General features: G+C 70.1%; 24 protein-coding genes. 13 read left to right on the forward strand and 11 right to left on the reverse strand.

Going from position 1 to position 23,105, the window contains the following annotated elements; translation table 11 throughout:
- Positions 1 to 140: 140 nt before the first annotated feature.
- The 6 genes from ABZ382_RS20165 (at position 141) to ABZ382_RS20190 (ending at position 5,552) form a co-directional block, all read left to right on the forward strand.
- Complete coding sequence (locus tag ABZ382_RS20165; protein ID WP_357091338.1) at positions 141 to 1,436, forward strand: DUF445 family protein; 1,296 nt, start codon at positions 141 to 143, stop codon at positions 1,434 to 1,436.
- Positions 1,437 to 1,572: 136 nt separating this feature from the next.
- Complete coding sequence (locus tag ABZ382_RS20170) at positions 1,573 to 2,109, forward strand: helix-turn-helix transcriptional regulator (RefSeq protein WP_357090887.1); 537 nt, start codon at positions 1,573 to 1,575, stop codon at positions 2,107 to 2,109.
- Positions 2,106 to 2,783 carry a heparin-binding hemagglutinin gene (locus ABZ382_RS20175; protein ID WP_357090890.1) on the forward strand — a complete coding sequence of 226 codons (678 nt, stop codon included), beginning with the start codon at positions 2,106 to 2,108 and terminating at the stop codon, positions 2,781 to 2,783. Before ABZ382_RS20170 ends, ABZ382_RS20175 begins: the two co-directional genes overlap by 4 nt.
- A 162-nt stretch (positions 2,784 to 2,945) precedes the next feature.
- Complete coding sequence (locus tag ABZ382_RS20180) at positions 2,946 to 3,230, forward strand: DUF2516 family protein (protein ID WP_357090891.1); 285 nt, start codon at positions 2,946 to 2,948, stop codon at positions 3,228 to 3,230.
- Positions 3,231 to 3,382: 152 nt separating this feature from the next.
- The gene (locus ABZ382_RS20185; protein ID WP_357090893.1) at positions 3,383 to 4,405 is read left to right on the forward strand and encodes an alpha/beta fold hydrolase; all 1,023 of its coding nucleotides are present in this window, start codon (positions 3,383 to 3,385) and stop codon (positions 4,403 to 4,405) included.
- A gap of 148 nt (positions 4,406 to 4,553) precedes the next feature.
- Positions 4,554 to 5,552, forward strand: a complete 999-nt coding sequence (locus tag ABZ382_RS20190) for an alpha/beta hydrolase (RefSeq protein ID WP_357090895.1) — start codon at positions 4,554 to 4,556, stop codon at positions 5,550 to 5,552.
- A gap of 84 nt (positions 5,553 to 5,636) precedes the next feature.
- Here ABZ382_RS20190 and purU read toward each other — a convergent pair whose 3' ends face one another.
- Positions 5,637 to 6,527, reverse strand: coding sequence for a formyltetrahydrofolate deformylase (gene purU, locus ABZ382_RS20195; protein WP_357090897.1), 891 nt, complete (start codon positions 6,525 to 6,527; stop codon positions 5,637 to 5,639).
- 49 nt (positions 6,528 to 6,576) lie between these two features.
- Positions 6,577 to 7,137 carry an N-acetyltransferase gene (locus tag ABZ382_RS20200; protein WP_357090898.1) on the reverse strand — a complete coding sequence of 187 codons (561 nt, stop codon included), beginning with the start codon at positions 7,135 to 7,137 and terminating at the stop codon, positions 6,577 to 6,579.
- Positions 7,138 to 7,199: 62 nt separating this feature from the next.
- On the opposite strand from ABZ382_RS20200, the gene deoC reads away from it, so the two are divergent.
- Complete coding sequence (gene deoC, locus ABZ382_RS20205) at positions 7,200 to 7,859, forward strand: deoxyribose-phosphate aldolase (protein ID WP_357090900.1); 660 nt, start codon at positions 7,200 to 7,202, stop codon at positions 7,857 to 7,859.
- 10 nt (positions 7,860 to 7,869) lie between these two features.
- Here deoC and ABZ382_RS20210 read toward each other — a convergent pair whose 3' ends face one another.
- On the reverse strand, positions 7,870 to 9,063 hold the full coding sequence (locus ABZ382_RS20210; protein WP_357090902.1) for a DUF2993 domain-containing protein: 1,194 nt from the start codon (positions 9,061 to 9,063) through the stop codon (positions 7,870 to 7,872).
- 112 nt (positions 9,064 to 9,175) lie between these two features.
- Here ABZ382_RS20210 and ABZ382_RS20215 point away from each other — a divergent pair, with 112 nt between their 5' ends.
- Together ABZ382_RS20215 and ABZ382_RS20220 are read left to right on the forward strand one after the other, a co-directional pair.
- Positions 9,176 to 9,790, forward strand: a complete 615-nt coding sequence (locus ABZ382_RS20215; protein WP_357090904.1) for a hypothetical protein — start codon at positions 9,176 to 9,178, stop codon at positions 9,788 to 9,790.
- 82 nt (positions 9,791 to 9,872) lie between these two features.
- A complete protein-coding gene (locus tag ABZ382_RS20220; protein WP_357090906.1) occupies positions 9,873 to 11,360 on the forward strand; it encodes a hypothetical protein in 1,488 nt (495 codons plus the stop codon).
- A gap of 18 nt (positions 11,361 to 11,378) precedes the next feature.
- Here ABZ382_RS20220 and ABZ382_RS20225 read toward each other — a convergent pair whose 3' ends face one another.
- The 3 genes from ABZ382_RS20225 to ABZ382_RS20235 are packed head-to-tail and all read right to left on the reverse strand — an operon-like array spanning position 11,379 to position 13,181.
- Positions 11,379 to 12,152 carry a class I SAM-dependent methyltransferase gene (locus ABZ382_RS20225; protein ID WP_357090908.1) on the reverse strand — a complete coding sequence of 258 codons (774 nt, stop codon included), beginning with the start codon at positions 12,150 to 12,152 and terminating at the stop codon, positions 11,379 to 11,381.
- Positions 12,149 to 12,664, reverse strand: a complete 516-nt coding sequence (locus tag ABZ382_RS20230; RefSeq protein WP_357090910.1) for a DUF2505 domain-containing protein — start codon at positions 12,662 to 12,664, stop codon at positions 12,149 to 12,151. The genes ABZ382_RS20225 and ABZ382_RS20230 overlap by 4 nt, the downstream gene beginning before the upstream one ends.
- Positions 12,665 to 12,695: 31 nt before the next feature.
- Positions 12,696 to 13,181, reverse strand: coding sequence for a DUF2505 domain-containing protein (locus ABZ382_RS20235; RefSeq protein ID WP_357090912.1), 486 nt, complete (start codon positions 13,179 to 13,181; stop codon positions 12,696 to 12,698).
- Positions 13,182 to 13,222: 41 nt separating this feature from the next.
- On the opposite strand from ABZ382_RS20235, the gene ABZ382_RS20240 reads away from it, so the two are divergent.
- From ABZ382_RS20240 to ABZ382_RS20250, 3 genes are all read left to right on the forward strand, one after another.
- A complete protein-coding gene (locus ABZ382_RS20240) occupies positions 13,223 to 14,317 on the forward strand; it encodes a UDP-N-acetylmuramate dehydrogenase (protein WP_357091340.1) in 1,095 nt (364 codons plus the stop codon).
- Positions 14,318 to 14,414: 97 nt separating this feature from the next.
- The gene (locus tag ABZ382_RS20245; protein ID WP_357091342.1) at positions 14,415 to 15,620 is read left to right on the forward strand and encodes an Ig-like domain-containing protein; all 1,206 of its coding nucleotides are present in this window, start codon (positions 14,415 to 14,417) and stop codon (positions 15,618 to 15,620) included.
- 40 nt (positions 15,621 to 15,660) lie between these two features.
- Positions 15,661 to 16,986: a condensation domain-containing protein gene (locus ABZ382_RS20250; protein ID WP_357090914.1), complete on the forward strand. Its 1,326-nt coding sequence runs from the start codon at positions 15,661 to 15,663 to the stop codon at positions 16,984 to 16,986.
- A 7-nt stretch (positions 16,987 to 16,993) separates the two neighbouring features.
- Here ABZ382_RS20250 and ABZ382_RS20255 read toward each other — a convergent pair whose 3' ends face one another.
- The 5 genes from ABZ382_RS20255 to ABZ382_RS20275 form a co-directional block, all read right to left on the reverse strand.
- A complete protein-coding gene (locus tag ABZ382_RS20255; RefSeq protein ID WP_357090916.1) occupies positions 16,994 to 18,580 on the reverse strand; it encodes a class I adenylate-forming enzyme family protein in 1,587 nt (528 codons plus the stop codon).
- A complete protein-coding gene (locus tag ABZ382_RS20260; RefSeq protein ID WP_357090918.1) occupies positions 18,577 to 19,329 on the reverse strand; it encodes a glycosyltransferase family A protein in 753 nt (250 codons plus the stop codon). The genes ABZ382_RS20255 and ABZ382_RS20260 overlap by 4 nt, the downstream gene beginning before the upstream one ends.
- Positions 19,330 to 19,360: 31 nt before the next feature.
- Positions 19,361 to 20,242 carry a hypothetical protein gene (locus ABZ382_RS20265; RefSeq protein WP_357090919.1) on the reverse strand — a complete coding sequence of 294 codons (882 nt, stop codon included), beginning with the start codon at positions 20,240 to 20,242 and terminating at the stop codon, positions 19,361 to 19,363.
- Between the two features lie 6 nt (positions 20,243 to 20,248).
- On the reverse strand, positions 20,249 to 21,283 hold the full coding sequence (locus tag ABZ382_RS20270) for a 3-oxoacyl-[acyl-carrier-protein] synthase III C-terminal domain-containing protein (RefSeq protein ID WP_357090921.1): 1,035 nt from the start codon (positions 21,281 to 21,283) through the stop codon (positions 20,249 to 20,251).
- 144 nt (positions 21,284 to 21,427) lie between these two features.
- Positions 21,428 to 22,162 (reverse strand): SDR family NAD(P)-dependent oxidoreductase, encoded by a 735-nt coding sequence (locus ABZ382_RS20275; protein WP_357090923.1) that lies wholly within the window; start codon positions 22,160 to 22,162, stop codon positions 21,428 to 21,430.
- A 109-nt stretch (positions 22,163 to 22,271) separates the two neighbouring features.
- Here ABZ382_RS20275 and ABZ382_RS20280 point away from each other — a divergent pair, with 109 nt between their 5' ends.
- The gene (locus ABZ382_RS20280) at positions 22,272 to 23,096 is read left to right on the forward strand and encodes an alpha/beta hydrolase (protein WP_357090925.1); all 825 of its coding nucleotides are present in this window, start codon (positions 22,272 to 22,274) and stop codon (positions 23,094 to 23,096) included.
- The last annotated feature ends 9 nt before the right edge of the window (positions 23,097 to 23,105 follow it).

A 23,105-nucleotide genomic window follows, 5' to 3' on the forward strand; every position in this document is an offset into this window, starting at 1 on the left:
TTAAGCCTCCCATGCTGTGGATCGCCGCCGTTCGGGAAGGGCACGGTGGCGGGGAGTTCGTCACATCACGCGCCAGAATGGAAGTCATGGAGCAACCTGCCGGCAGTGCCGGGGTACTCGAGCAGACCGAGCCGAAGCCGATGAAGACCATGCCCACCGGCGGCGGAGCGTTCGCCGATCTCCTGGACGAAGAGGGTAAGAAGCGCGAGCTGTGGCGGATGAAGGCCATCGCGACGGGCTTCCTGGCCGTGGCCACCGTCATCTACATCGTCTGCGCCTGGATCAGTTCCCGCGGCGGGGGCGGGGAGTGGGTGGGCTATGTCAAGGCCGCCTCCGAGGCGGGCATGGTGGGCGCGCTGGCCGACTGGTTCGCCGTCACCGCCCTGTTCCGGCATCCCCTGGGTCTGCCGATCCCGCACACCGCGATCATCCGCAAGAAGAAGGATCAGGTGGGTGAGGGCCTCGGTGACTTCGTGCGCACCAATTTCCTCTCGCCCGACGCCGTCGCCGTCAAGGTGAATTCCGCGCAGATTCCGTTGCGGCTGGGCCGGTGGATGGCCGAACCGGCGAACGCGGAACGGATCTCCGACGAGAGCGCGACGATTCTGCGCGCGGTGATCGGCGTACTGCGCGACGAGGACGTCGAGCAGATCATCGACCAGACCATCGTGAAGCGGATCGCGGAACCGCTGTGGGGCCCGCCCATCGGCAAGGTCCTCAATGAGCTGCTCGCCGACAACCGGCAGGCCCCGCTGCTGGACCTGCTGGCCGAGCGCGCGCACCAGTGGGCGCTGGACTCCCAGGAGACCCTCGACCGCATCGTGAACCGGGACGCGCCCTCGTGGGCGCCCAAATTCGTGAATTCGCTCCTGGCCGAACGTATTTATCGCGAGCTGGTGGAATTCACCTGGAAGGTGCGGACCCAGCCCGATCACGAGGTGCGGCTGGCCGCGAATCGCTTCCTCGAGGAATTCGCCCACGATCTGCAATTCGACGAGGCGATGATCGAGAAGGCAGAAAAGATCAAGACCGAGCTGATGGGCCGGCGCGAGGTCACCGGGATGGCGCAGGCCACCTGGCGCGCGGCCAAGCGGGTGATCCTGGAATCGGCCGACGATCCGAATTCGACCTTGCGGCGCAAGGTGTCGGAGAACGTCCTGCAGTTGGGCGAGCGGTTGTCCTCGGACCCGGCGATGCGCGATCAGGTGGACGGCTGGCTGGAGCGGGGCGTCCGTTACCTGGTCGCCAACTACGGCGCCGAGTTCGCCGGTCTGGTCAGCGACACGGTGGCGCGCTGGGATGCCGAGGAGGCTTCGCGCAAGATCGAATTGGCGGCCGGCAAGGACCTGCAATTCATTCGCATCAACGGCACCGTCGTGGGTTCGCTTGCGGGCCTTGTGATCTACACCGTTTCGCATTTGCTGTTCAATGGCTGAACAATTGACCAATTGGCGCTTCGGTTGAAGCGCTGAGTGTTTGCCGACCTGGCATCGATAGGGCGTGCTAACAGAGCGCTTGCAAGAGTTAGCACCCCGTCCTAGAATTGGCCCCACAACCGCCGGAAGGTGAGTGATGAAGCACGATCCCGAGGTTCCCGAACCGATCGACGGCGACGCAGCGGAGACGTCCGCCGCCGGCGACCGGTCGGGCCGCGTAGCCAACGCGGCTCACGACATCGGGGGCTTCATCCGGTCGCAACGCGAGGCCGCCCAGGTCTCGCTGCGGCAGCTCGCGGCACTGGCGGGGGTGAGCAATCCGTACTTGAGTCAGATCGAGCGCGGGTTGCGGAACCCGTCCGCCGAGGTACTCGCGCAGATCGCCAAAGGTCTGCGGGTCTCCTCGGAGGTCTTGTACATGCGGGCCGGGTACCTCGAGCAGAGGCCGCACGGCCCGGTCCGGGATGCCCTGCTGGCAGACAACGGCCTGACCGAACGTCAGAAGCAGGTCCTCCTGGACATCTATGAATCGTTTTGCCGGGAGAACCAGGCTAACGAGGACAGAGGGGACGCAACGGAGCTAATGGGGGGCGTTCCCGGGGGAAACAGGGACAACGAAGTTCCGCACCGCACAACCGAAGTTCCGCCACGCCAGGAGAGCGAACCATCATGACCGAATCGAATCTGACCGCCACCGTCACCAAGCCGATCTACGCCACCGTCGGTGCCGGCGACGCCCTCTACGCCGTCGTGACCGACGCCGTCTCGCAGATCCGTGAGCGCGCGAACTCCGCCGACGTGCAGGGTCGCATCGACGAGGCCCGCGAGCGCTTCGCCAACCTCCCCGCCGACCTGCAGGAGCAGGCCGAGACCCTGCGCCAGCGCGTGCAGGCGCTGCCGTCCGAGCTGCCCGAGGACCTGGCCGAGCTGCGCGAGAAGGCCACCCCCGAAGAGCTGCGCAAGCTGGTCGACCAGTACTACCACCAGCTGCTGGACTTCTACGCCGACCTGGCCGCCCGCGGCGAGGAGACCGTCGAGAAGCTGCGCGCCAACCCGGCCTTCGAGGACCGCTTCGAGCTGGTCGAGTCCCGCTACAACGACCTGCTGGCCCAGACCCAGGACGTGCTGGGCAAGGTCAGCGACCAGGTCGGCCCGTACCTCGGCTTCGCCGCCAAGGAGGAGGCCCCGGCCGACGAGACCGTCGACGCCGAGGTCGTGGACGTGACCACCGAGACCGCTCCGGTCGAGGACGAGGCCCCCGCCGCCAAGAAGGCCGCTCCGGCCAAGAAGGCCGCCCCGGCCAAGAAGGCCGCGCCCGCCAAGAAGGCCGCCCCGGCCAAGAAGTAGGTCTTCGCGTTCCGCGAAAGAGCTTGTCGCCCTCGCGCACTCCGGTGCGCGGGGGCGACGCTCGTTTCCGGGGCCGTGACGCTCGCCGCGGGGTTCGCGCGGATTCGTGTCGTGCCCGGAAGTCGCGGTGACCGGGTCTTCGCTCCGTATGATGGTGGCGTGATGGGAATACCCGGACTGATTCTGTGGGTCTTGTGGCTGGCCGCGATGGGCATGACCGTGTTCGCCCTCGTGCACGCGATTCGCCAGCGCCCGGACGCCTTCACGGCCGTGGACAAGCTGACCAAGCCGGTGTGGATCGCCATTCTGCTGGCGTCGCTGGGCGGGTTGCTGCTGGGGCAGACCGCGGTCGGGTTCCTCGGTATCGCGGCGGTGGTCGCGACCGGCGTCTACCTGGCCGATGTGCGACCCAAGGTCGACGAGATCCAGCGCGGGCCGCGCTGGTAGCGGGCCCTCGGAGTTTCGGCCGTCACTCGGTTCACCGGGTGGCGGCCTTTTTTGTGCGCTCGATTCCGATTCGGGACTTTTCGGGTGCTTGCACTAGCTAGCACCCGGTACTCCGGGTTACTGTATCTGTCAGTAACACAAAGGAGTGTCCTATGCGGGCAACGCTGCCTCACCCTGCGGACCTCGGCCGGAAGGTCCGTGACCTGGTGCTCGCGCACCGGGCCGACCTGCGCACCCGGACCTACGGCACCGCGGATCTGAATCCGCCCGCCGGACCCTACGAGGTCCTGCCGGTCACCGCCTCCGACGGCGCCCGGCTGCGGGTGCACGCCTACGGACCCGCCGACGGCGATGTGATCGTGCTGGTGCACGGCTGGACCTGCTGCCTCGAATACTGGAATCCCCAGATCAACGCCTTCGCCGGTGAATACCGTCTGATCGCCTACGACGTGCGCGGGCACGGGGAGAGCGACGAGGGCACCGCCCCGCTCACCACCGATCAGCTCGCCGACGATCTGGCCGAGGTCCTCGACGCGGCGCTGCGGCCGGGTCAGCGGGCCGTGCTGGTGGGACACAGCCTGGGCGGCATGACGATTCAGGCCTGGGCGGGCCGCTACCCGCAGCGCGTGCGGAAGCAGCTGCACGCGGTGCTGCTCACCAATACCGCGGCCGGTGACCTGATCGCCGAGACCACCGTGGTCCCGTTCTTCAACCGCGGCGCCGCCGCGCTGCCGTTCCGGATGGGTCTGCTCGGACTGAGCGCGCCGATCCTGTTCCCGCCGGTCAAGCCCGTGCAGTGGGTGTTCCGCCGGCAGGTCATGAGCCTGGCGTCGGTCGGCGATATCGCGGACTTCGGCATGAACATCGTGCGGTCCTGCCCGGCGCGGGTGCGCGGGCGGTTCGGAACCCTGCTGTCCTACTTGGACCTCGGGCGCGGCGCGGCCGCTCTGGCGGTGCCGACCACCGTCATCGCGGGATCGGCCGACGATATGACCCCGCCGGTGCACGCGGAGCGGATCGTGGCGATGCTCGCCGAGACCGGCAGTCTGGACGCTTACCGGGTGCTGCCGACCGGGCACCTCGGCAATGTGGAGGCCTACCGGGAGTTCAACGCCGAACTCGCGCGGGTCGCCGGGGCCGCTTTCGGGGTTCCGGCGAAGGTGGTGGGCGCCTGAGGGGTGGGGCTCACCCACCCCTGGGGGACCTTATCCGCGAGGTCGCGCACCGCGAACATTGTTGTATAGCAAGAAGATATATACCTGCTTGCTGTTGCAAGCACCCCGGTTAGCGCGATACTGTGGTCTGGAACACAAAGGAGTGCTCATGCTGGTGAAACTCCAGGAGGCGGGCGCGGATGCGTTGACCGCTCCCTTTCGCCCCGGACTGCGGTCCCGCCGCTACAAGACGGCTTCCCTCAACACGCCGCGTCCCGCCGAGGTCATCCCCGTAACCACCCGTGACGGCGCCAAGCTGCGCGTGCACGCGTACGGTCCGGCCGACGGCGAGGTCATCGTGCTGGCCCACGGCTGGTCCTGCGCCCTCGAATACTGGAACCCGCAGATCAACGCCTTCGCCGGCGAGTACCGCGTGATCGCCTTCGATCAGCGCGGCCACGGCGAAAGCGACAGCGGCGTCCGGGCTTTCGGCGCCGACCAGCTGGCCGACGACTTCTCCGATCTGCTCGACGCGGTGCTGCGGCCCGGTCAGCAGGCGGTGCTGGTGGGACACAGCATGGGCGGCATGACGATTCAGGCCTGGGCCCGCAAGTACCCGCACCAGGTGCGGCAGCGGGCGAGCGCGGTGCTGCTGGCCACCACGGCCGCGCGTCAGATTCCGCACCGCGCCACCGTGATTCCGATGCTCAACGAGATCGTCACCAGCCCGGAGCTGGTGGCCCGGGTGCTGTTCGGCACTCCGCTGCCGCTGCCCGGCGGCGCGGCGGTCAACCTGGTCGCCAAGAGCCGGCTGACGAATCCGTCCGCCACCCGCGACCAGGTTGCCTTCGGCGTCTCGATCGTGCGCTCCTGCCGTCCGTCGGTGCGGGCCGCGGTGGCGCGGGGCCTGGTCGAGCTGGACGTGATCGATGCCGCCGCGTTCCTGACCGTGCCGACGACGGTCGTGGCCGGCTCCTACGACAAGCTGCTGCCCGAGGTGCATTCGCGCGAGATCGCCGACAACCTCGCGGCCGCGGGCAATCTGGAGCGGTACACCATCCTGCCGACCGGTCACCTGGTGAACATCGAGGCCGAGCGCGCCTTCAACAGCGAACTGCACCGGGTCATCCGGACCGCGCGTCGCGGCCCGGCCGCCGTCGCGGGCTGACCCGCCGCACGAACGACAACGCCCGCTCCCGGGAAACCGGGGGCGGGCGTTGGCTTTCGGGGTTCGGTTCGAAAACGCCAGGGCCTATTCGAAGACCACCGTGCGGCGGCCGTGCACCAGCACCCGGCCCTCCAGATGCCAGCGCAGCCCGCGGGCCAGCACCACGCGCTCGATGTCGCGGCCCTGCCGGACCATGTCGCGCACGGTGTCGGAGTGGTCGATGCGGGTGACGTCCTGCTCGATGATCGGGCCCGCGTCCAGTTCGGCGGTGACGTAGTGGCAGGTCGCGCCGATCAGCTTCACGCCGCGCGCGAACGCCTGGTGGTAGGGGCGCGCGCCGACGAAGGACGGCAGGAAGCTGTGGTGGATATTGATGGCCTTGCCCGCCCAGTGCTCGCACAGTTCGGCGGGCAGCACCTGCATGAAGCGGGCCAGCACCACCGCGTGCGGGTCGTGGGCGTCGACCAGGTCCCGCATCTGCTCGAAGGCGGGACCGCGCTCGGCCGGATCCTTCGGGAACGGGATGTAGTGGAATTTGATGCCGTGCGCCTCGGTCATCCCGGCCAGGTCGGGGTGGTTGCCGATGACGGCCTCGATGGTGGCGGGCAGCTCGCCGGAGGCGGCGCGGCCCAGCAGGTCGTGCAGGCAGTGGCCGTCCTTGGAGACCAGCAGCACCGCGCGACGGCGCTCCCCGGAGTCGTGCAGCTGCCAGTCGGTCTCCGGGCCCAGGTCGGCGGCGACGGCGGTGAACCGGTCGCGCAGCTCGTCCAGGTCGAACGGCACGGTGGCGGACTTGATGGCCTGCCGGGTGAAGAACCACCCGGTCTCCAGGTCGGAGTGGTAACCCGCCTCCACGATCGACCCGCCGAAATCGGCGATGAACGAGGTGATGCGGGCGATGATGCCGGGACGATCCGGGCAGCCCAGGGTGAGCACGTAGCGGCGGTCGTCCAGGGTGGAACTCATGAGGGACATACTCCCAGTAACCGCCCGGCTCGCGGCACAGGGGTGAAGCACGCCCCGGTCAGAGCGCGTAGAACGCCTCGGCGTAGTGGAAGTCGCCCTTGATCTCGAGTTCGTAGGCGGTGAGCGTGCGGACCTGGAAGTGGGTGGCCCAGTCCGGCTGGTCCGGGATGATGCCCACCCGGCTGCCGGGGACGAAGCCGAAGCGCGGGTAGTACTCGAGGCTGCCCAGCAGGCCCACGAGGGGCTCGTCGAGGGCGTCCGCGGCCCCGAGGGCGGCGTGCATGAGGGCCGAGCCGATGCCCGCGGCCTGATGGTTCGGGAGCACCCCGAGCGGCCCCAGCGCCAGCACCGGGAACGGGCCCACGGTCGCGCGGGTGAGGCAGACGTGGCCGACCACCCGGTCGTGAACCTCCGCCACCAGCGACAGGGTCGGGACCCAGACGGCCGCGTCATCGCGCAGCGTGTGCACCAGGCCTACTTCGACGGGGTCGCCGGAGGCGTGGGGGGAAGGGGAATCGCCGTCGGCAGCCGCGGGGCGATCGGGGCTCGCACCGAAAGCGCCGCGGTGTACCGCGTCGATCGCGGCGGCATCGCCGGTACGTTCACGACGGATCAGCACGCCTACAAGTCTGCGTGACAGCGACGGCGCCCCGCAACAAAGATGTGCCAAACTCGGTGCTCATGCCGAAGATTTCCCGCTCTGACGTGGCGGAGATGATCGATCACACACTGCTGTCTCCCGATGCCACCCCCGCGGACGTGACCGCGCTGGTGACCGAGGCGCGCGAATTGGGGGTGTTCGCGATCTGCGTGTCGCCGTCCATGCTGCCGGTGCGCGCGCCCGGTCTGGTGGTGGCCACGGTCGCGGGTTTCCCTTCCGGCAAACATCATTCACTGGTGAAGGGGGCCGAGGCGCGGCTCGCGGTGGAGCAGGGCGCGGCCGAGGTGGACATGGTCATCGACGTCGGCGCGGCGCGCGCGGGCGAGTACGGCGCGGTGCTGTCCGACATCGTCACCGTGCGGGAGGCGGTGGGAGATCGCGCCCTGCTCAAGGTGATCATCGAAGCGGCGGCGCTGAGCGATGACGCCATCGTGGAGGTGTGCCGGGCCGCGGAACGCGCGGGCGCGGATTTCGTGAAGACCTCCACCGGTTTTCACCCCGCGGGCGGCGCGAGCGCGCACGCGGTGCGGCTCATGGCCGAAACGGTCGGCGGGCGGCTCGGGGTGAAGGCCAGCGGCGGGATCCGGGACGCGGCGCAGGCGGCGGAGTTGATCGCCGCCGGCGCCACCCGGCTGGGGCTGTCCCGGTCTCGCGCAGTGCTGGAAGGGTTTCCGGTCTAGCGGCGGTCGGTCAGCAGAGGATGGGCTGCTGCTGGGCGTTCGGATCCGCCTGCAGCACGGTGTTTCCGCCCTGCAGCGTGATGTGCAGGCCGTCCTTGGTGACCTCGACCTTGTTGGGGGTCAATCCCATCGGGTAGGTCTGCAGGCTCTCGGTCATGAGCCCGACGATGCCCGAGACCAGATCGGTGGGGAGTCCGAAGCCGAGCAGCGACGCCTGCAGCGTCTCGACCTCGATCTTGCCGTCCACGATCTTCGGCTTGACCTGCAGTTGGGCCAGGCCGCCCAGGACCGCGAAGCTCAGTGTGCCGGTGGCGGGATCGGAGGCGGTGGCCGAGACCAGACCGGCCATCGTCTGGGTGATGCCGTCATTGCTCCAGGTGACGTCGGCGCTGGAGCTGCCGACGCTGGCCTGCTTGCCGCCGTCCTTGGTCTCGACGTCGTGGAAGGTGGCGTTCACGACCATGCCCTGGGCCGGGCCGAACTTGGAATCGTCGCTCTTCACGGTGACCTCGCCGACCTTGTGGTCGATCATGGTGAGCAGCAGCGGTTTCCAGCCGAACGAGACGTCGATCTTGGAGCCCATCTGGGCCTCGAACTGCGAGCTGATGCACTTCTCGACCTTGTGACGGGCCCAGGCCTCGCCGCCGGCGAGCCCGCCCGCGATCAGCAGCGCGGCCACCAGGGTGACGATCAGCAGGGTCTTCTTGCGGCTGCGCTTCGGACCGGACGAACCGGTCTGTCCGCCACCGACATTCGCCGGGGGAGGCGGGGCGCCCGGTGGCACCTGCATACCGCCGGACTGGGTGATCGGACCCGAAGGGCCCGCCGGATAACCGGGTCCGCCCGGCAGCGCCGCGGTCGGGCCGGTGCCGTTCGCGAGTTTCGCGGTGTCGGCGGTCGGCGTCGAGCCGGTGCCGGGGTGGCCGGTCGCGCCCGCCGCGTAGGCGGCCTCGCCGGGGTGCAGGACCTGGGTGGGCTGGGCGTCGGGATCGGGGGTGGCCGGGGCGCCGGTGTGGGCGGGGTCGTTCCACCAGTCGGTGGCCGCGTCCTGTCTCGCACCTAGGACCTCGGTGGGCGTGCCGTCCGGTTTATCGAGGTCGACCGGCTGCGCCGTGGAGTCGCCGGGCCGCACGGAGGGGTCGACCGGCTGCGCGGCGGAGGTGTCGCGCTTGGTTGCGTCGTCCGAGGTGGGTTCCGAACTCATGGGGGCGATTCTTCCCGAGCTTTCTGTGTGAGCTCTGTGCATCGTGTGAGGTGTCGGCACACAGCCGTGGATTGTGACATAACACACATGGGTCCGGCTTATCCTGAGTCCCATGGCTGGGAACGCGGCACCGGGGGATCCGGAACACGACTGGGACGCGTTGCGGGAGCAGGCCGGGCGGCACGCGGGATACTTCACCACCCGACAGGTACTGCGCACCGGATGTGAGGTCCGGATCCGCGACGGATTACGCGACGGCAGCGTGCTGCGGTCGGGGGTGGGGCTGCTACGGCTGGCCGACTGGCCGGACGGGCCGCTCGACGAGTACGCCATGTGGTCGGCCTGGTTCGACGGGGCGGCCGCCGTCTCCCACCACAGCGCCGCCGAACTGCACGGGCTGGGCCGGTTGCGGCCGCGGTTCGTGCACCTGTCGGCGCGGGTCGGGCGGTTCCCGCTGTCGCCGCGGCTGGTGGTGCTGCGGCGCAGTTTCGCGCGCAAGGACGTGGAATCGGCGGGCGCGTTCCTGGTGACCACGCCGCTGCGCACCGTCATGGATCTGGCCGAGGCCGGGATCGGGCAGGCCGCGCTGGACGAGGTGGTGTCCGACGCGGTCGCCATCCACCGCTGCGCCCGGGCCGAGATCCGTTCCGCCAGTGCGGCTCTGGACCCGGCCACCGCGGCCCGGCTGCATCGCGCGCTGGCGCGCGCGCAGGAAGATCACCGCTAGCGTTCGCCGGACGGCATTCCGGGGATCGCGGGGTGCGGGTTTCGAGTTTTGCGGGCGCGTGATTCGTGGCAGGGTAGCTGGTATGGGGACCGGTGCTGGCGTGTGGGATCTGGTGTTTCCGCCGGGCCCGCCCGAACGGATCGCGGACATGTTCTCGGCCGCCGTCGTCGCCGACGCGATCCGGCCCTACGACGCCGACCTGGCGCAATCGGTGGAGACCTGCCGCGACTGGCGGCACGGCTACCACCGCGTCTTCAGGGGAATGACGGCGCTGGCGATCAGCGCGCCCGAGATCTCGATCGGCATGGCCGAGGCCGGACTGCGCTCGGTGCGGCACATGCTGCGGTTCACCGTCGGCCGCACGGTCGCGGCCCTGGACACCGTCGACGTGGACGCCGCGGCCGACGGCGCCGGGCTGGAGACCGCCGCGGTGGCCGGCGAGGCCGCGGCGGTGAAGCGGCTCGAGGTGCCGTGGCGCGGAACGCTGCTGGCCGAGGACGCGCTGCGGCTGCGCCTGGCCGAATGGCAGACCCACGGCATTCTGGAAGCCGATTTCGTGGCCGCGATCGAGCGGGTCATCGACCATCCGGAATGGCTGGCGCTGCCCGGTTTCCAGGTCACCGTGACCGGCGCGGGCGCGGAACTCGGGCCGCTGCGGCCGCTGTTGAGCTGGGGCGCGGAAGTGCTCGCGGTCGATCGGCCGGGGCGGGTGCGCTGGGAGCGGCTGCGGGCTGCCGCCAAGTCCGGTGCGGGGGTCATGCGCTACCCCGTCGCGGACGGCGAACCCGGCGTCGACATCTCCCGGGGCTTTCCGGCCCTGGCGCCCTGGATCACCGCGCACAGTGATGCTCGGCCTGTGCTCGGCCTCTACGCCGGGCTGCCCGGAGCCGCCGGGGTGCGGCTGGCGGTGGCCTCCGACGTGCTCGCCGACGCCGTGCTGCGGCATCACCCCGATGCGGCGCTGGCCATGCTGGGTTCGCCGACCGACACCTACGCGGTCCCGGCGTCGGTGGTGGCGGCGGCCCGGGATCACCTGGCGCAGCGCGGTTTCCGCGGCAATGCGCAGGATCTGCTGCACCGGGTGGCGCCGCACGCGCTGTACCGGCTCAACTACACCCGCCCGATCTTCGACACCGAGGGCGGCGCGTGGGGGCTGTTCGACAATCTGCCCGCGCTGGCCGGGCCGGATTACGCACTGGCGCAACGGTTGCCGCGCTGGCGGGCGGTGCTGGCCGCGTCGGCGGGCTGCCCGGTGTCGTTCACCGTGGCCCCGCCCGCCTGGACCCGCAGTCTGGCCCGCGAGAACGGCTGGCGCGCGGCCGCGTACCGGGCGTCGTCCCGTTTCGGCATCGAGATCTTCGACCCCGCCACCGCGCGGACCCTGCTCGCCGCGAAGCTGGTCGCCGACCTGTTCGCGCCCGAGGAGCCGCGAATATCCAATCCGGAAGCGCTGTTCGCGGCGGGCGCCGCCCACGGCGGTCTGTGGCGGCAGCCCTTCGCGCCGCGGTCGCTGCTCGCGCCGGCCGCGATCTCCGGCACCGTGCGGGACCTGCTCCACAAGCTCCACTGATCCGCGGGTACCCGCGGATCAGGGCAGGGGAGCGACGGCGGACCAGGGCACCGTCAGGATGTTGTCGCGCAGGCGGCGGCGGTAGGCGCGGAGCGGAAAACCTTGCTCGCGCAGCAGGTTCGCGGCGTGGCGCCAGCGTACGCGGGGGCCGTAGGGCGCCAGCGGCGCGGCGACGGACCAGGCGCGGTCGGCGGCGGTCAGCAGGGTGTGGATGGGTTCGCCGGGGATATTGCGGTGGATGAGGGCCTTGGGGAGGCGTTCGGCGATGTCGGACGGCGTATCGACGGTGAAGGGATCCCAGGCCAGGGTCAGGGACAGGGGGCGGGTGCGGTCGAGGAGGACCCAGGCGCAGCGGCGGCCGAGTTCGTCGCAGGTGCCGTCGAGGAGCAGGCCGTCGGGGGCCAGACCGGACTGGATGGTCGACCAGGCTTCGGGCACAGCGGATTCCGGATACTGGCGCAGCACATTGAAGGCGCGCACCAAAGTCGGCCGCAGACCCGCGAGTTCGAAACCGCCGCGGGCGAACACCACGCCGTCCCGGCCCGGAACAACCCGTTCGGGATCGATCTCCAGACCGACCACGCGCAGATCGGGTCGCACGGTCCGCAGCCGGGCCGCCAGCTCCAGGGTGGTGACCGGGCTGGCTCCGTAGCCGAGATCCACGACGAGCGGATCCGCGGCGTCCAGCAACCTTCCGGTGACGAGCGGGTCGTGCATCATCCACCGGTCCCCGCGGCGCAGCCGGTTGATCCCGGTGGTGCCGCGGGTGATCGTGCCGATGGGTTTGGTCACCCGGCGGGGTGCTGCTGATCCAGCCAAACCTTCGTCACCTCGGCTTCGGCGCGGAACAGGTCCACCAGGTTCACCAGCATGAGCTGTTCGAGCCTGCGCCCGAAGAACGGAACATTGACCTGGGCCCGCGAGGACGTGCGCAGGGTGCAGCCGGTCTCGGTGGGGAACAGCCGCATATTGCCGCCGAGAGTGCCCGGGCTGCCGGGGATTTCGGCGGTGTAGGCGCCGGTCACCTCGGGACCGTACGGCCCGTAGGTCTCCCGGCGGGTGATCACCATGTCCTTGTGCACCACCATCTGCGCCATCTCGGGCAGGGTGTCGCGGGGCAACACGTGACGTAGTTCGACCGTGATGCCGTCGTCGCCGGACTCCAGGCTGACGATGTCGTTCGGGGAGTGCTTGCGCAGTTCCTCGATGCGGGCGTCCCAGTGCTCACGGTTCGTCATCGCCGCGTACACCTGGTGGGTGGTGTGCAACGAATACCGCGCGGAATAGTCGAGTCGGCGGGCCACGATCGCTCAGGTTACTGCCGGGCGACCTCGGTCAGTGAGAACTCAGCCAATTGTCGGTGAACTCGGCCTCGCGCTCCAGCAGTTCGGTGAGGTGCTGCTGGATGGCCGCCTCGATCTTCTTGCCGAACAACGGGATCTTCACGTCGATGGTCGCGTCGACCACGAAGGTGGAGCCGGCGCCGTCCTCGGTGACGGTGAGGCTGCCGGTGATGGTCGCGGGCGCGCCGTCCACGTGCGCCTCGACGGTGCCGCCGTTGCCGTGCCAGGTCTCGGTGCGCGGAATGGTCAGACCGTCCGGCTTGATCGCGGTGATCTGGGCGGGCAGGTCCGCGGCCGGGATGGTCTGGACCATATCGACGCGCACCTGGTCACCGGTGATCGCGATGCTCTCGATGCGGGCGTTGGGCCCGCCGACCGCCTCGATGCGGTCCTTCCAGTACTGCTCGTCGGCGAACGCCGCGCGCACCGCGGCCAGGGGATGTGTCGAGTGCGCAGTGAAGGCCAGAGGTGTCGCCATGGTCGGACACGCTACCGTCTGTGCCTGTGCGTACTTCTCGGGTGGTGTCGTTCGACGACCTGCGGGACCGGCTGGCGGTGACCGGGGCGCGGCTGCGTGCCGGGGTCCCGCTGGCGGAACTGACGACCCTGCGGGTCGGCGGCCCGGCCACGGTGGCCGACTGCGAGACCACCGACGCGCTGGTGGCGACGGTCCGGGAACTGGACGCGGCCGGGATTCCGGTGCTGCTCGTCGCGGGCGGCTCCAACCTGCTCATCGCCGACGACGGTTTCGACGGGGTCGTGGTGCGGATCGCCACCGAGGGCGTGGAGATCGGCGCGGACTCGGTGCTCGCCGAGGCGGGCGCGAACTGGGACGCGGTGGTGGCGGCCACGGTGGCGGCCGGACTCGGCGGCCTCGAATGCCTGTCCGGCATCCCGGGTTCGGCGGGCGCGACGCCGGTGCAGAATGTCGGCGCGTACGGCGTCGAGGTGGCGAGTTTGCTGCGCCGGGTGCGTTTGCTGGACCGGGCCAGCGGGGAGATCCGCTGGGTCGCGCCCGAGGAGCTCGGATTCGGGTACCGCACTTCGCTTCTCAAGCACAGTGCCGCCGCGGTGGTGCTGGCCGTCGAATTCGCGCTGCGCGCGGACGGTTCCAGCGCGCCGCTGGGATACCGGGAACTGGCGAACGCGCTGGGCGCGGCCGAGGGCGAGTCCCGGCCCGCCGCCGATGTGCGCGAGGTGGTGCTCCGGTTGCGAGCGGGCAAGGGCATGGTGCTGGACCCGGCCGATCACGACACCTGGAGTGCCGGTTCGTTTTTCACCAACCCCATCGTTCCGGACGAGCGGGTGGGTGCCGTGCGCGCCGCGATCGCCGCACATCTCGGCGCCGATGTCACCGCGCCCACCTACCCGGCCGAGGGCGGGGTAAAATTCTCGGCGGGCTGGCTCATCGAGCGCGCCGGCTTCGCCAAGGGCTTTCCGGGCGACGGGTCTCCGGCGCGGTTGTCGACCAAACACACGCTGGCGCTGACCAATCGGGGCGCGGCTACCGCGACCGATCTGGTGACCCTCGCCCGCACGGTTCGCGAAGGGGTTGCCGAGCGCTTCGGCATCGAGCTGGAACCCGAACCCGTGACCGTGGGAGTGAGCCTGTAGCGGGTGGTGTCCACCACTAGAACAGCGTCCGGGATACACGGTTTGCGGGGGTAGGGTCGAACAAGTGAGTAATCGAGGACTGTCCCGCCGGTCGGCCATGCGTGCCGCACTGGTGGCGTCGACAGCGGTCATCGCGGCGGCCTGCTCGTCGTCGAACAAGAACGGCGGCACGGCCAAACCTGCCGAGCCCGTCGCGACCGTGAAATTGGAACCGGCCGCCGGCGCCGAGCAGGTCAACCCGACCACGTCGGCCACCGTCACCGTCACCAACGGGCGGATCGACCAGCTGGCGCTGACCAACGCCAATGGCAAACAGGTAACCGGCACATTCGATGCCACTCGCAGCAAATTCACGGTGAACGAGCCGCTCGGCTACGGCGCCACCTACACCTGGTCCGGCACCGCCATCGGCACCGACAACAAGCCGGTCGCCATCGACGGCAAGTTCAGCACCGTCAACCCCAAGAAGACCGCTCCCGCCACCGTCAATATCGGCGACGGGCAGGAAGTCGGCATCGCCGCGTCGATCATGCTCCAGTTCAAGGGGCACGTCGAGAACAAGGCGGCCGTCGAGAAGGCGCTCACCGTCACCGCCACCCCCGCCACCGAGGGCTCCTGGGCCTGGCTGCAGGACGACAACGGCGGCTCGCGTGTGCACTGGCGGCCCCGCGAGTACTGGCAGCCCGGCACCACCGTGCACCTCGGCGCCAAGCTGTACGGCCTCGACATGGGCGGCGGCCTGTTCGGCGACTCCGATCTCACCTCCGACTTCCGGATCGGCCGCGCCCAGATCGTGAAGGCCTCCGCGCCCAGCCACCGCGTCCAGGTGGTGCGCGACGGCGCGACCATCTTCGACTTCGCGTGCAGCTACGGCGAGGGCAACGAGGACCGCAATGTCACCCGCTCCGGCATCCACGTGGTGACGGAGAAGTACGAGGACTTCATGATGTCGAATCCGCCGTTCTACACGAACGTGCGGGAACGCTGGGCCGTGCGCATCTCCAACAATGGCGAGTTCATCCACGCCAATCCGCAATCGGCATCCGCCCAGGGCAATTCGAACGTCACCAACGGCTGCATCAACCTCAGCACCGCCGACGCCCAGGCCTACTTCCCGACCGCGCTCTACGGCGACCCGGTCGAGGTCACCGGCACCCGCATCCAGCTGTCCGCGGCCGACGGCGACATCTACGACTGGACCATCGACTGGGAGACCTGGAAGGGCCTGTCCGCCCTGCAGGGCGAACCGCACAACCAGATCTCGGCCACCCCGCTCCCGCCCCAGCCGGTCGGCGGTCGCTGAAAACCCTTGCGGTGGTTGCCGACCCGGATAGGGTCGGCGGGTGCGCGCGCTCAGCCCCTCCGAGCGATGGTTCTGGATCATCGACCGGTTGTCCCCGGCGAATTGCAGCGCGCGCGTGCGGGTGCACGGCCGGATTCCGGCGGACCGGCTGGAATCCGCGGCCGCGGCGCTGGTCGCCGAATATCCGCTGCTGCGCCTGGGGATCACCGACGACGCCGGAAGCGATCCGCGCTGGCGACCGACCGCCGCACCGGGAATTCCGGTGCGGCGGATGGCATCCCGTGACGAGCGGGCCTGGGAGCGGGTGCTCGACGCCGAGCTGGCCGAACCTTTCGACCTGGAGCGGGCGCTGGCCCGCGTCGTCGATATCGGGGTCGCGTCGGAGGACGGTCACGAATTCCACGACATCGTGCTCACGATGTCGCACATCATCGCCGACGGTCGCTCGCTGACGGCGTTGCTGCGCAAGCTGATCGACCACACCGCCGCGGACGAGCCCGCCCCGCCGCGCCCGCGAACCCCGTTCCCGGCTGCCGACGACCTGATACCCGCCGGGGCGCGCGGATTCTGGCGGTGGGCGTACGCCACGCTGTCCGATCAGGTCACGGCCCTGGTGCGGCGGCCGACCCTGCTGGCCGGAACCGCCGCCCCGCCCGCCGTCCGGCGGACTCGGGTCGTGCATCGCGTGCTCGATCGGGAAGCGCTGGCGGGCTTGGTGACCGATTGCCGCCGCGCCGGGGTGACGGTGCACGGCGCATTGGCGGCCGTGGTGGCCGATGCCGTCGGTGCGGCGGATCACGAGCCGGACGGCGGCGGGGTGGCGGCCATCGCGTCGCCGGTGGACTTCCGGGAATCACTCACGCCGCGACCGGATTCGGAGGAGCTCGGGGTGTACGCGCCGGTCCTGGTCGGGTTCGTGCCGTTCGGGCCCGGCGTGTCCCTGTGGGAGGCGGCGGGGTCGGCGAAGCGGCAGCTGGAGCGCGGGGTGCGGCAGCGGCGGCATCTGGCGACGGTGGCGGGGATGCGGTTCGGGACGCCGCGCGCCCTCGAATCCGGCGTGCGGCTGGCGGAATTGGTGGACCGGCGCGCGCCGTGGAATGTGTCGGTGACCAATCTGGGCCGGGTCGGCTTTCCGGAGGAGGCGGGGGCGTGGCGGCTGTCGGGCCTGCGGCTGGCCGCCTCGAATTCGTGCGTGAGCGTGCTGACGGTCGCGGTCACCACGGCGCACGACGAAATGCACCTGGGGTTCTGCTACGCGGAGCCGGTGGTGTCCGAGTCGCGGGCACGCGAATTCGCGGACGCCGTGCTGACCGCCCTGCGGCAGCGCCCCGACCCGCCGGGCGAGGCTAGCGGAACGGGGGTGTGAGCGTCGCTCAGGCGGGACCGCTCAGGCGGGACCGTAGTTCGGCGCGGTCGGGCTTGCTGGTGCGGCCGGCCACGGGGATCTCGTCGACCAGGACGATGTCGTCGGGCAGGGCGGAAACGTCGATCAGGGCGGGTAATTCGCGGCGTAGGCGGGTCGCGACGTCGGTGGCGTGCGGGTCGGCGACGACGGCCAGGACGATGCGCTCGTCGCCGATCTCGTCGGGGATGCCGATCATGACGGCCTCGCGGACGCCCTCGACACCCGCGATGGCCGGTTCGTAGAGGCCCGGGTAGATATTGGTCTTGCCGCGGATCATCATGTCCTTCTTGCGGCCCATCAGGACCAGGGTGCCGCCGTCGAAGCGGGCCAGGTCGCCGGTGGCGATCTCCTTCAGCGGGGGTTCGCCGAGGTAGCCGCGGCACAGGTTGGGCCCGGAGAGGACGAGTTCGCCGTCGTCGGCGATGCGCGCGTCCACGCCCTCGCACGGGAAGCCGAGCGGGTCGCCCGCGCCCTCGAAGGCGAGTTTGTCGGCGCCGGAAGTGATTGCCACCGGCAGGATCTCGGTCATGCCGTAGACCGCCAGGAATTCGGTGCCGGGGAGGACCGCGCGGGCGCGGCGCAGCAGCGCGGTGGTGACGGGCGCGCCGCCGAGGGAGATCTCCTCGAGGTGGGCCGGCGCGGGCAGCCGCCCGGCCTCGACCGCGTCGAGGATGGTCGCCAGATCGGCGGGGGTGAGGAAGGCGTGGGTGGCGCTGTCCGGGCTGCCCGCCGGGCCGAGGGTGCGGGCGAAGCCGAGCGGATCGACGTGGGTGCTGAAGCGGGGATAGCGCGGCATGGACCAGCGCGCCCCCTCCAGCACCGCGGGTAAGCCCATCATCAACTGCTCGGTGTGCAGGTGCGAGCCGGGCATCAGGGTGGTGGAGCCGGCCACGGCGGCCAGGCCCGCGCCCAGCGAACCGCGGGTGTGCACCACGGCTTTCGGGTCGGCGGTGGTGCCGGAGGTGAAGACGATGAGCGCCTCGGCGTCGGGATCCTCCACGGGCGCGTCCACGGTGGCGCCGGTGGCGGGGCCGGACCAGCCGGGTTCGGAGCCGATCAGGCGGCCGAGCGGGATGGAACCGCGCGGCGTCCCGGGTAGGCGCGGGCCGCTGTGGATGTGGCGCACCGGTAGCCGACCGAATTCCGGTAGCGAGAGGCCGAGCCGGCGGCCGTACTTCTGGAGCGGCCCGCTCAGCAGGTAGAGCAGTGATTCGGTGGCGGCCCAGGTGGGTTTCACCAGTTCCAGTCGGCGCGCGAACAATTCGGGCCCGATGCCGGGGTCCACGAACACGATGCTGCCGCCGGCCGCGATGGTCCCGAACACCAGCACCACCGCGTCCACGCAGGGCCGGATGGAGAACAGCATCCGGTCGCCGGGCTCGAAGCCCTTGCTGTGCAGGCGTTTCACCACCAGGCGGATGCGGGCGTCGAGTTCGGCGAAACTCAGCGGCCGCTCGCCGATCATGCCGAGGGCGGGGGCGTCGGGGGTACGCAGCACCTGCTCACGCAGCAGCGCGACGAAATCCTCGCCCGCGGACGGGTATCCAGACGTCACCGGATGTCCACCAGCTCCGGTTTGTAGCGGTGGTCGGCGTACCAGGCGAGGGTCTTGCGCACACCCCAGGCTTTCACGCGCCGATTCGACCCGTACACCCGCACGTCGCGCCGCAGCCCGTAGTCAGTGGTGAGCGTACGGACCGCGTTCACCAGCGCCCGGTCCTCGTGCAGCTCCTCGATGGCGGTGCGCGGGAAACCGCCCGCGGCCTCGTACAGTTCGGCCGTGATGGCCATATTGCAGCCGGGCGTCATGACGTAGGGGCCCAGGTAGCGCGGATCCTGGTTGCCGGGCCGGAGTTTCCCGAACTGCGAGGCCAATTCGAGGGCTACCCGGATGACGGTGCGGTCCAGCAGGCTCACGCCCTCGTCGGTGCGGGGGATGAGCTGACCGCTGACCAGGCGCAGCCCGGAGTCGAAGGCGGCCCGGATCCGCGTGGTCCAGTCGGGGGCGGGCAAGCAGTCCGCGTCGGTGCGGGCCAGGCGGGTGGCCCCGGCCGCGATGGCGTGGCGCATGCCGGTGTCGGCGGCCGCGCCGGTGCCCTTGTGTTCCTCGGCGACGATCTCGATCCGCGGCTCGGGATGCGCGAGGGCGAAGTCGCGCACCACCTTCACGGTGGCGTCGGTGGAGTTGTTGTCCACCACCAGGACGGTGAAGTCCCGGTCCCGCTGCCCGGCGAGCGCCGCCAGGGTGGCGGTGATGCCGAGTTCCTCGTTGTAGGCGGGCACGATCACCCACAGGTCGTTCATGGCCCCTCCCGGCGGAATTACTTACCGCGACTTACGGTTTCGGCAGGCGGTACGCGATGGCGGCGGCCGACGGACCCGCCCCGGCGGCCACGAACAAGGCTACGTCGGCGTGGTCGAGCCCGCCGCTGTCGCGGGCCGCGAGGAACGCGACGGGCAGTGCCGAGGTGTGGGCATCGCCGTCGGTGTCGTCGGCGCTGACCGCCTCGGGAGCGATGCCCAGGCGCTCGGCGAGCCGGGCCGGGAAGTCGGGGGTGGGTCGCCCGCAGATCAGCGTCGTGCGGTCCAGGGGCGCGTCCGCCACCTCGAGGGCTTCGGTCGCGGCCGAGACCGCGTGCTGCAGGAGCGCTTCGACCTCGGCCGGGCGACGCACCGTGATGGCGGACCGGCCGGTCGTTCCCATCTCCGGGAGTCGTACGAAGCCCTCCGACGCGGGCCGCCCGTCGGTGGCGCTGATGTGCAGCGCACCGAATCCGGCCGCGCCCGCCGCCTGCTCCAGCAGCATGGCCGCACCCACCGGCTTGATCGGGAAACCCGGCTGCGGCAGCGGCGATTTCGACGGGTGCGCGTCACCGGACACCAGCAGCACCCGGTGCACGGTCGGCGCCTCCAACAGCGCCTGACCGACCTGGATGGCATTGAGAATGCCGCAGGCCCCGTTCATCAGGTCGAAGGACAGGCACGGCACATCGCCGCTGCGATACTCCAGCCCGATCCCCACCTGCTGCTGGATCAGCGCGGACATGGCCGGTTCCACCATGTTGGCGTCACGGTAGACGCCGGTATTGATCAGCGCGTCGATGTGCGCGGGCGTGCTGCCCGCCTCCGCGATGGCCCGGCGCGCGGCCGCGGCCGCCTGCTCGATCGAACTGCCGCCACCGATTTCGGTGGCGATGGAAGAAATCACGATTCCCATACCGCATCACACCCGCAGATCGCCGAGCGTCACCGACAGAAACCCGGCCACGACGCCGGAAGCCGCGGGGACCATCAGTACTTTCGCCCCGGACGCTATCCGCTGTTGTTTGAGCGCGTCGTGTAAAACCACGAAATGCGAGGTGGACGCGGTGTTGCCGTACCGGTCCAGCACCATGAGCCCGGGCGGTATCGGGGCGTCGAATTCGCGTTCGGCGATCTTGGACACCAATTCCACTGCGGGCGCGCTGAATTGATGGTGGATCACGTGGTCGTAGCCCTCCGTCGCGAAATCGCTGCCCCGCGCGGCCAGGAAATCCCGCTGCCGGGTGGTCCACAGCAGATAGCGGGCCTCGTTGTGCATGGCCCGATTGTCGGTGTAGAGCGCGATGCCGGAACTGCGGTCGCTCGGCATGCCCAGGCACAGCTGCGCGAATCCGGCGCTGGTATTGAGTTCGACGTAGTCGATGCCCTCGTCGGCGGTGCCGTCGCCGTCCAGCACCACCGCGGCCGCGCCGTCGCCGACGGTCAGGGACGCGAACTGCGGATCGTATTTCTCCGACATCTCACGCACCGCGGTATCGGAGATCGGGGTGATGTACTCGCCGGAGACCACCAGGCCGCGCCGCACCATTCCCGCGCGAATCATCCGGTCCAGCACCAGAACTCCGCTCATCATGCCCGCGCAGGCATTGGAGACGTCGAAATGGATGGCTCCGGTCGCGCCGAGTTCGTTGCGCAGCATGAGCGCGAACGAGGGTTCCACGCAGAATTCGTCACCGCGAATACGTGTGATGGAGCAGGAGATGACGACGTCGAGATCGGCGGCGTCGTAGCGGGAATTGTCGAGGGCGGTCCGGGCCGCGGCCATCGCCACGGTGAAGGAGTCCTCGTCCTCGGCGCAGCGGCGGCGGTGCCGCACGCCGCTGATCCGCTCCAGGTCGATGGGGGAGTCGATGGCCAGCTGGGCCAGCAGCTCCGCGGTCGATATCTCGGTGGCGGGCAGGTACGACCCGACCGCCTCGATGCGTGATCTCACCATGTTCGCTCCAAGCCGCCCTCGGTTGCGGGGGACGCTAGCAGCGGCCGGTGCGCGGATTCCGATTTTGAAGAATCCGTGATTCAGATCATGGGGCGGTGAACTGCGGTGCGGCGCACGGTGACTGCGCCACGCCGAGAAACCCGCTCAGGAACGACGCGCGAAACGGCCCGGCCCGGCCTGATCGCGCGGCGTCACCGTGATGGTGTCCAGATTGACGTGCGGCGGGCGGGACGCCACGAAACCCACCACCTCCGCGATGTCCCGCGCCACCAGCGGATCGATGCCCTGATACACGCTCGCCGCGCGCTCGGCGTCACCCGCGAACCGCACCAGCGAGAACTCCGTCTCCACCGCGCCCGGCGCGATCTCGGTCAGCCGCACCGGCTGCCCGAGCAGCTCACCGCGCAGCGTCCGGTGCAGCACCGCCTGCGCGTGCTTGGCCGAGGTGTACCCGGACCCGTTGTCGTAGGCGTGGAAGGCGGCGATCGAGGTGATGGTGACGATCAGGCCGTCCCCGGAGGCGATCAGCTTGGGCAGCAGCGCCTTGGTGAGCCGCAGCGTGCCCAGCACATTGGTCTCCCACATCCAGCGCCAGTCGTCCAGATCGGCCTCCAGCACCGGGGCCAGGCCCTTCGCGCCGCCGGCATTGTTGACCAGCACGTCGCACCGCTCGACTGCCTCGGTGAAGGCGCGCACCGACTCCTCGTCGGTCACGTCCAAGGCCAGCGGGGTGCCGCCGATCTCCTCGGCCAGCTTCTCCAGCCGCTCGACCCGGCGTGCGCCCACGTACACGTGGTACCCCTGCTTGGCGAGTTCGCGGGCGGTTGCCTCACCGATACCCGAACTGGCTCCGGTCACCACAGCGGTACGAGTGCTCATGGCTCTGAGCTTAGGCAAGGACCCTGGCCAGCGCCTTCCGGGCCCGCGCCCGTCGCGGGCGCCGCAACGGGCGCGAGATCCCGGCGGCGCTGCCGGTTAGCCTCACTGCATGGCGATTCGGGAAGCAGTGAGCGCGGACGGCACGACCATCGTTTACCGGGTGACGGGTCCGGAAGGGGCGCGCCCGCTGGTGCTGCTGCACGGCTGGTCCGGGAATCTGCGGTGCTGGGGACGGTCGGCCGACCTGCTCGCCGAGCAGTTCCGGGTGATCGCGGTGGACCTGCGCGGCCACGGCTACTCCGACGCCCCCGAGGCGGGCTACGACGACCCGAAGAACTGGGCCGCCGATATCGCCGCCGTCTTCGCGGCCGAGGACATCACCGCCGGCGCGCTGCTGCTGGGCTGGTCCTACGGCGGCATCGTCGCCTCCGACTACCTCACCGCGCACGGCACCGCGGCCCTCGCGGGCGTCGTCTACACCGGTTCGCAGGCCAATATCGGCCGCGGCGTGCCCGGCGCGGAGACCGGGCCCGGCATGGCCAAGGCCATTCCGGACGTGTTCGACGAGAGCGCGGGCAAGGCCATGCGCGGTTTCGCCGCCTTCGGCAATGCCAATACCGGCCCCGGCCGGGACAAGGGCGTGGACGCCCAGCGGCTGTTCGGCGGCAGCATCGCCACCCCGCCCCGGGTCCGCAAGGCGCTGTTCTACCGGACGGTCGACAACACCGACACCCTGCGCGGCCTCGACATCCCCGTCCTGGTGCTGCACGGCACCGCCGACCCGGTGGTTCCCATCGAGAACGGCCGCCACATCGCGGCCTCCGCGCCCGACGTGCGGACCTCGTATTGGGAGGGCGCCCAGCACGGGCTGTTCATCGAGGATCCGGAGCGATTCGCCGCCGAAATCGCCGCTTTCGCACGAGACCTGCGGTGATAGCGGTAT

It is taken from the genome of Nocardia sp. NPDC005825, assembly GCF_040630175.1.
Classification (GTDB): domain Bacteria; phylum Actinomycetota; class Actinomycetes; order Mycobacteriales; family Mycobacteriaceae; genus Nocardia.

Excerpts from the sequence above, each read along its gene's own strand:
- ABZ382_RS20245 (WP_357091342.1), top strand. The coding sequence starts at position 14,415 with ATGCGTGCCGCACTGGTGGCGTCGACAGCGGTCATCGCGGCGGCCTGC.
- purU (WP_357090897.1), bottom strand. The coding sequence starts at position 6,527 with ATGTCCCTCATGAGTTCCACCCTGGACGACCGCCGCTACGTGCTCACC.
- ABZ382_RS20280 (WP_357090925.1), top strand. The coding sequence starts at position 22,272 with ATGGCGATTCGGGAAGCAGTGAGCGCGGACGGCACGACCATCGTTTAC.
- ABZ382_RS20265 (WP_357090919.1), bottom strand. The coding sequence starts at position 20,242 with ATGGGAATCGTGATTTCTTCCATCGCCACCGAAATCGGTGGCGGCAGT.
- ABZ382_RS20220 (WP_357090906.1), top strand. The coding sequence starts at position 9,873 with ATGGGGACCGGTGCTGGCGTGTGGGATCTGGTGTTTCCGCCGGGCCCG.
- ABZ382_RS20270 (WP_357090921.1), bottom strand. The coding sequence starts at position 21,283 with ATGGTGAGATCACGCATCGAGGCGGTCGGGTCGTACCTGCCCGCCACC.
- ABZ382_RS20210 (WP_357090902.1), bottom strand. The coding sequence starts at position 9,063 with ATGAGTTCGGAACCCACCTCGGACGACGCAACCAAGCGCGACACCTCC.
- ABZ382_RS20175 (WP_357090890.1), top strand. The coding sequence starts at position 2,106 with ATGACCGAATCGAATCTGACCGCCACCGTCACCAAGCCGATCTACGCC.
- ABZ382_RS20185 (WP_357090893.1), top strand. The coding sequence starts at position 3,383 with ATGCGGGCAACGCTGCCTCACCCTGCGGACCTCGGCCGGAAGGTCCGT.
- ABZ382_RS20260 (WP_357090918.1), bottom strand. The coding sequence starts at position 19,329 with ATGAACGACCTGTGGGTGATCGTGCCCGCCTACAACGAGGAACTCGGC.
- ABZ382_RS20180 (WP_357090891.1), top strand. The coding sequence starts at position 2,946 with ATGGGAATACCCGGACTGATTCTGTGGGTCTTGTGGCTGGCCGCGATG.
- ABZ382_RS20170 (WP_357090887.1), top strand. The coding sequence starts at position 1,573 with ATGAAGCACGATCCCGAGGTTCCCGAACCGATCGACGGCGACGCAGCG.
- ABZ382_RS20190 (WP_357090895.1), top strand. The coding sequence starts at position 4,554 with ATGCTGGTGAAACTCCAGGAGGCGGGCGCGGATGCGTTGACCGCTCCC.
- ABZ382_RS20215 (WP_357090904.1), top strand. The coding sequence starts at position 9,176 with ATGGCTGGGAACGCGGCACCGGGGGATCCGGAACACGACTGGGACGCG.
- deoC (WP_357090900.1), top strand. The coding sequence starts at position 7,200 with ATGCCGAAGATTTCCCGCTCTGACGTGGCGGAGATGATCGATCACACA.
- ABZ382_RS20275 (WP_357090923.1), bottom strand. The coding sequence starts at position 22,162 with ATGAGCACTCGTACCGCTGTGGTGACCGGAGCCAGTTCGGGTATCGGT.
- ABZ382_RS20235 (WP_357090912.1), bottom strand. The coding sequence starts at position 13,181 with ATGGCGACACCTCTGGCCTTCACTGCGCACTCGACACATCCCCTGGCC.
- ABZ382_RS20165 (WP_357091338.1), top strand. The coding sequence starts at position 141 with ATGAAGACCATGCCCACCGGCGGCGGAGCGTTCGCCGATCTCCTGGAC.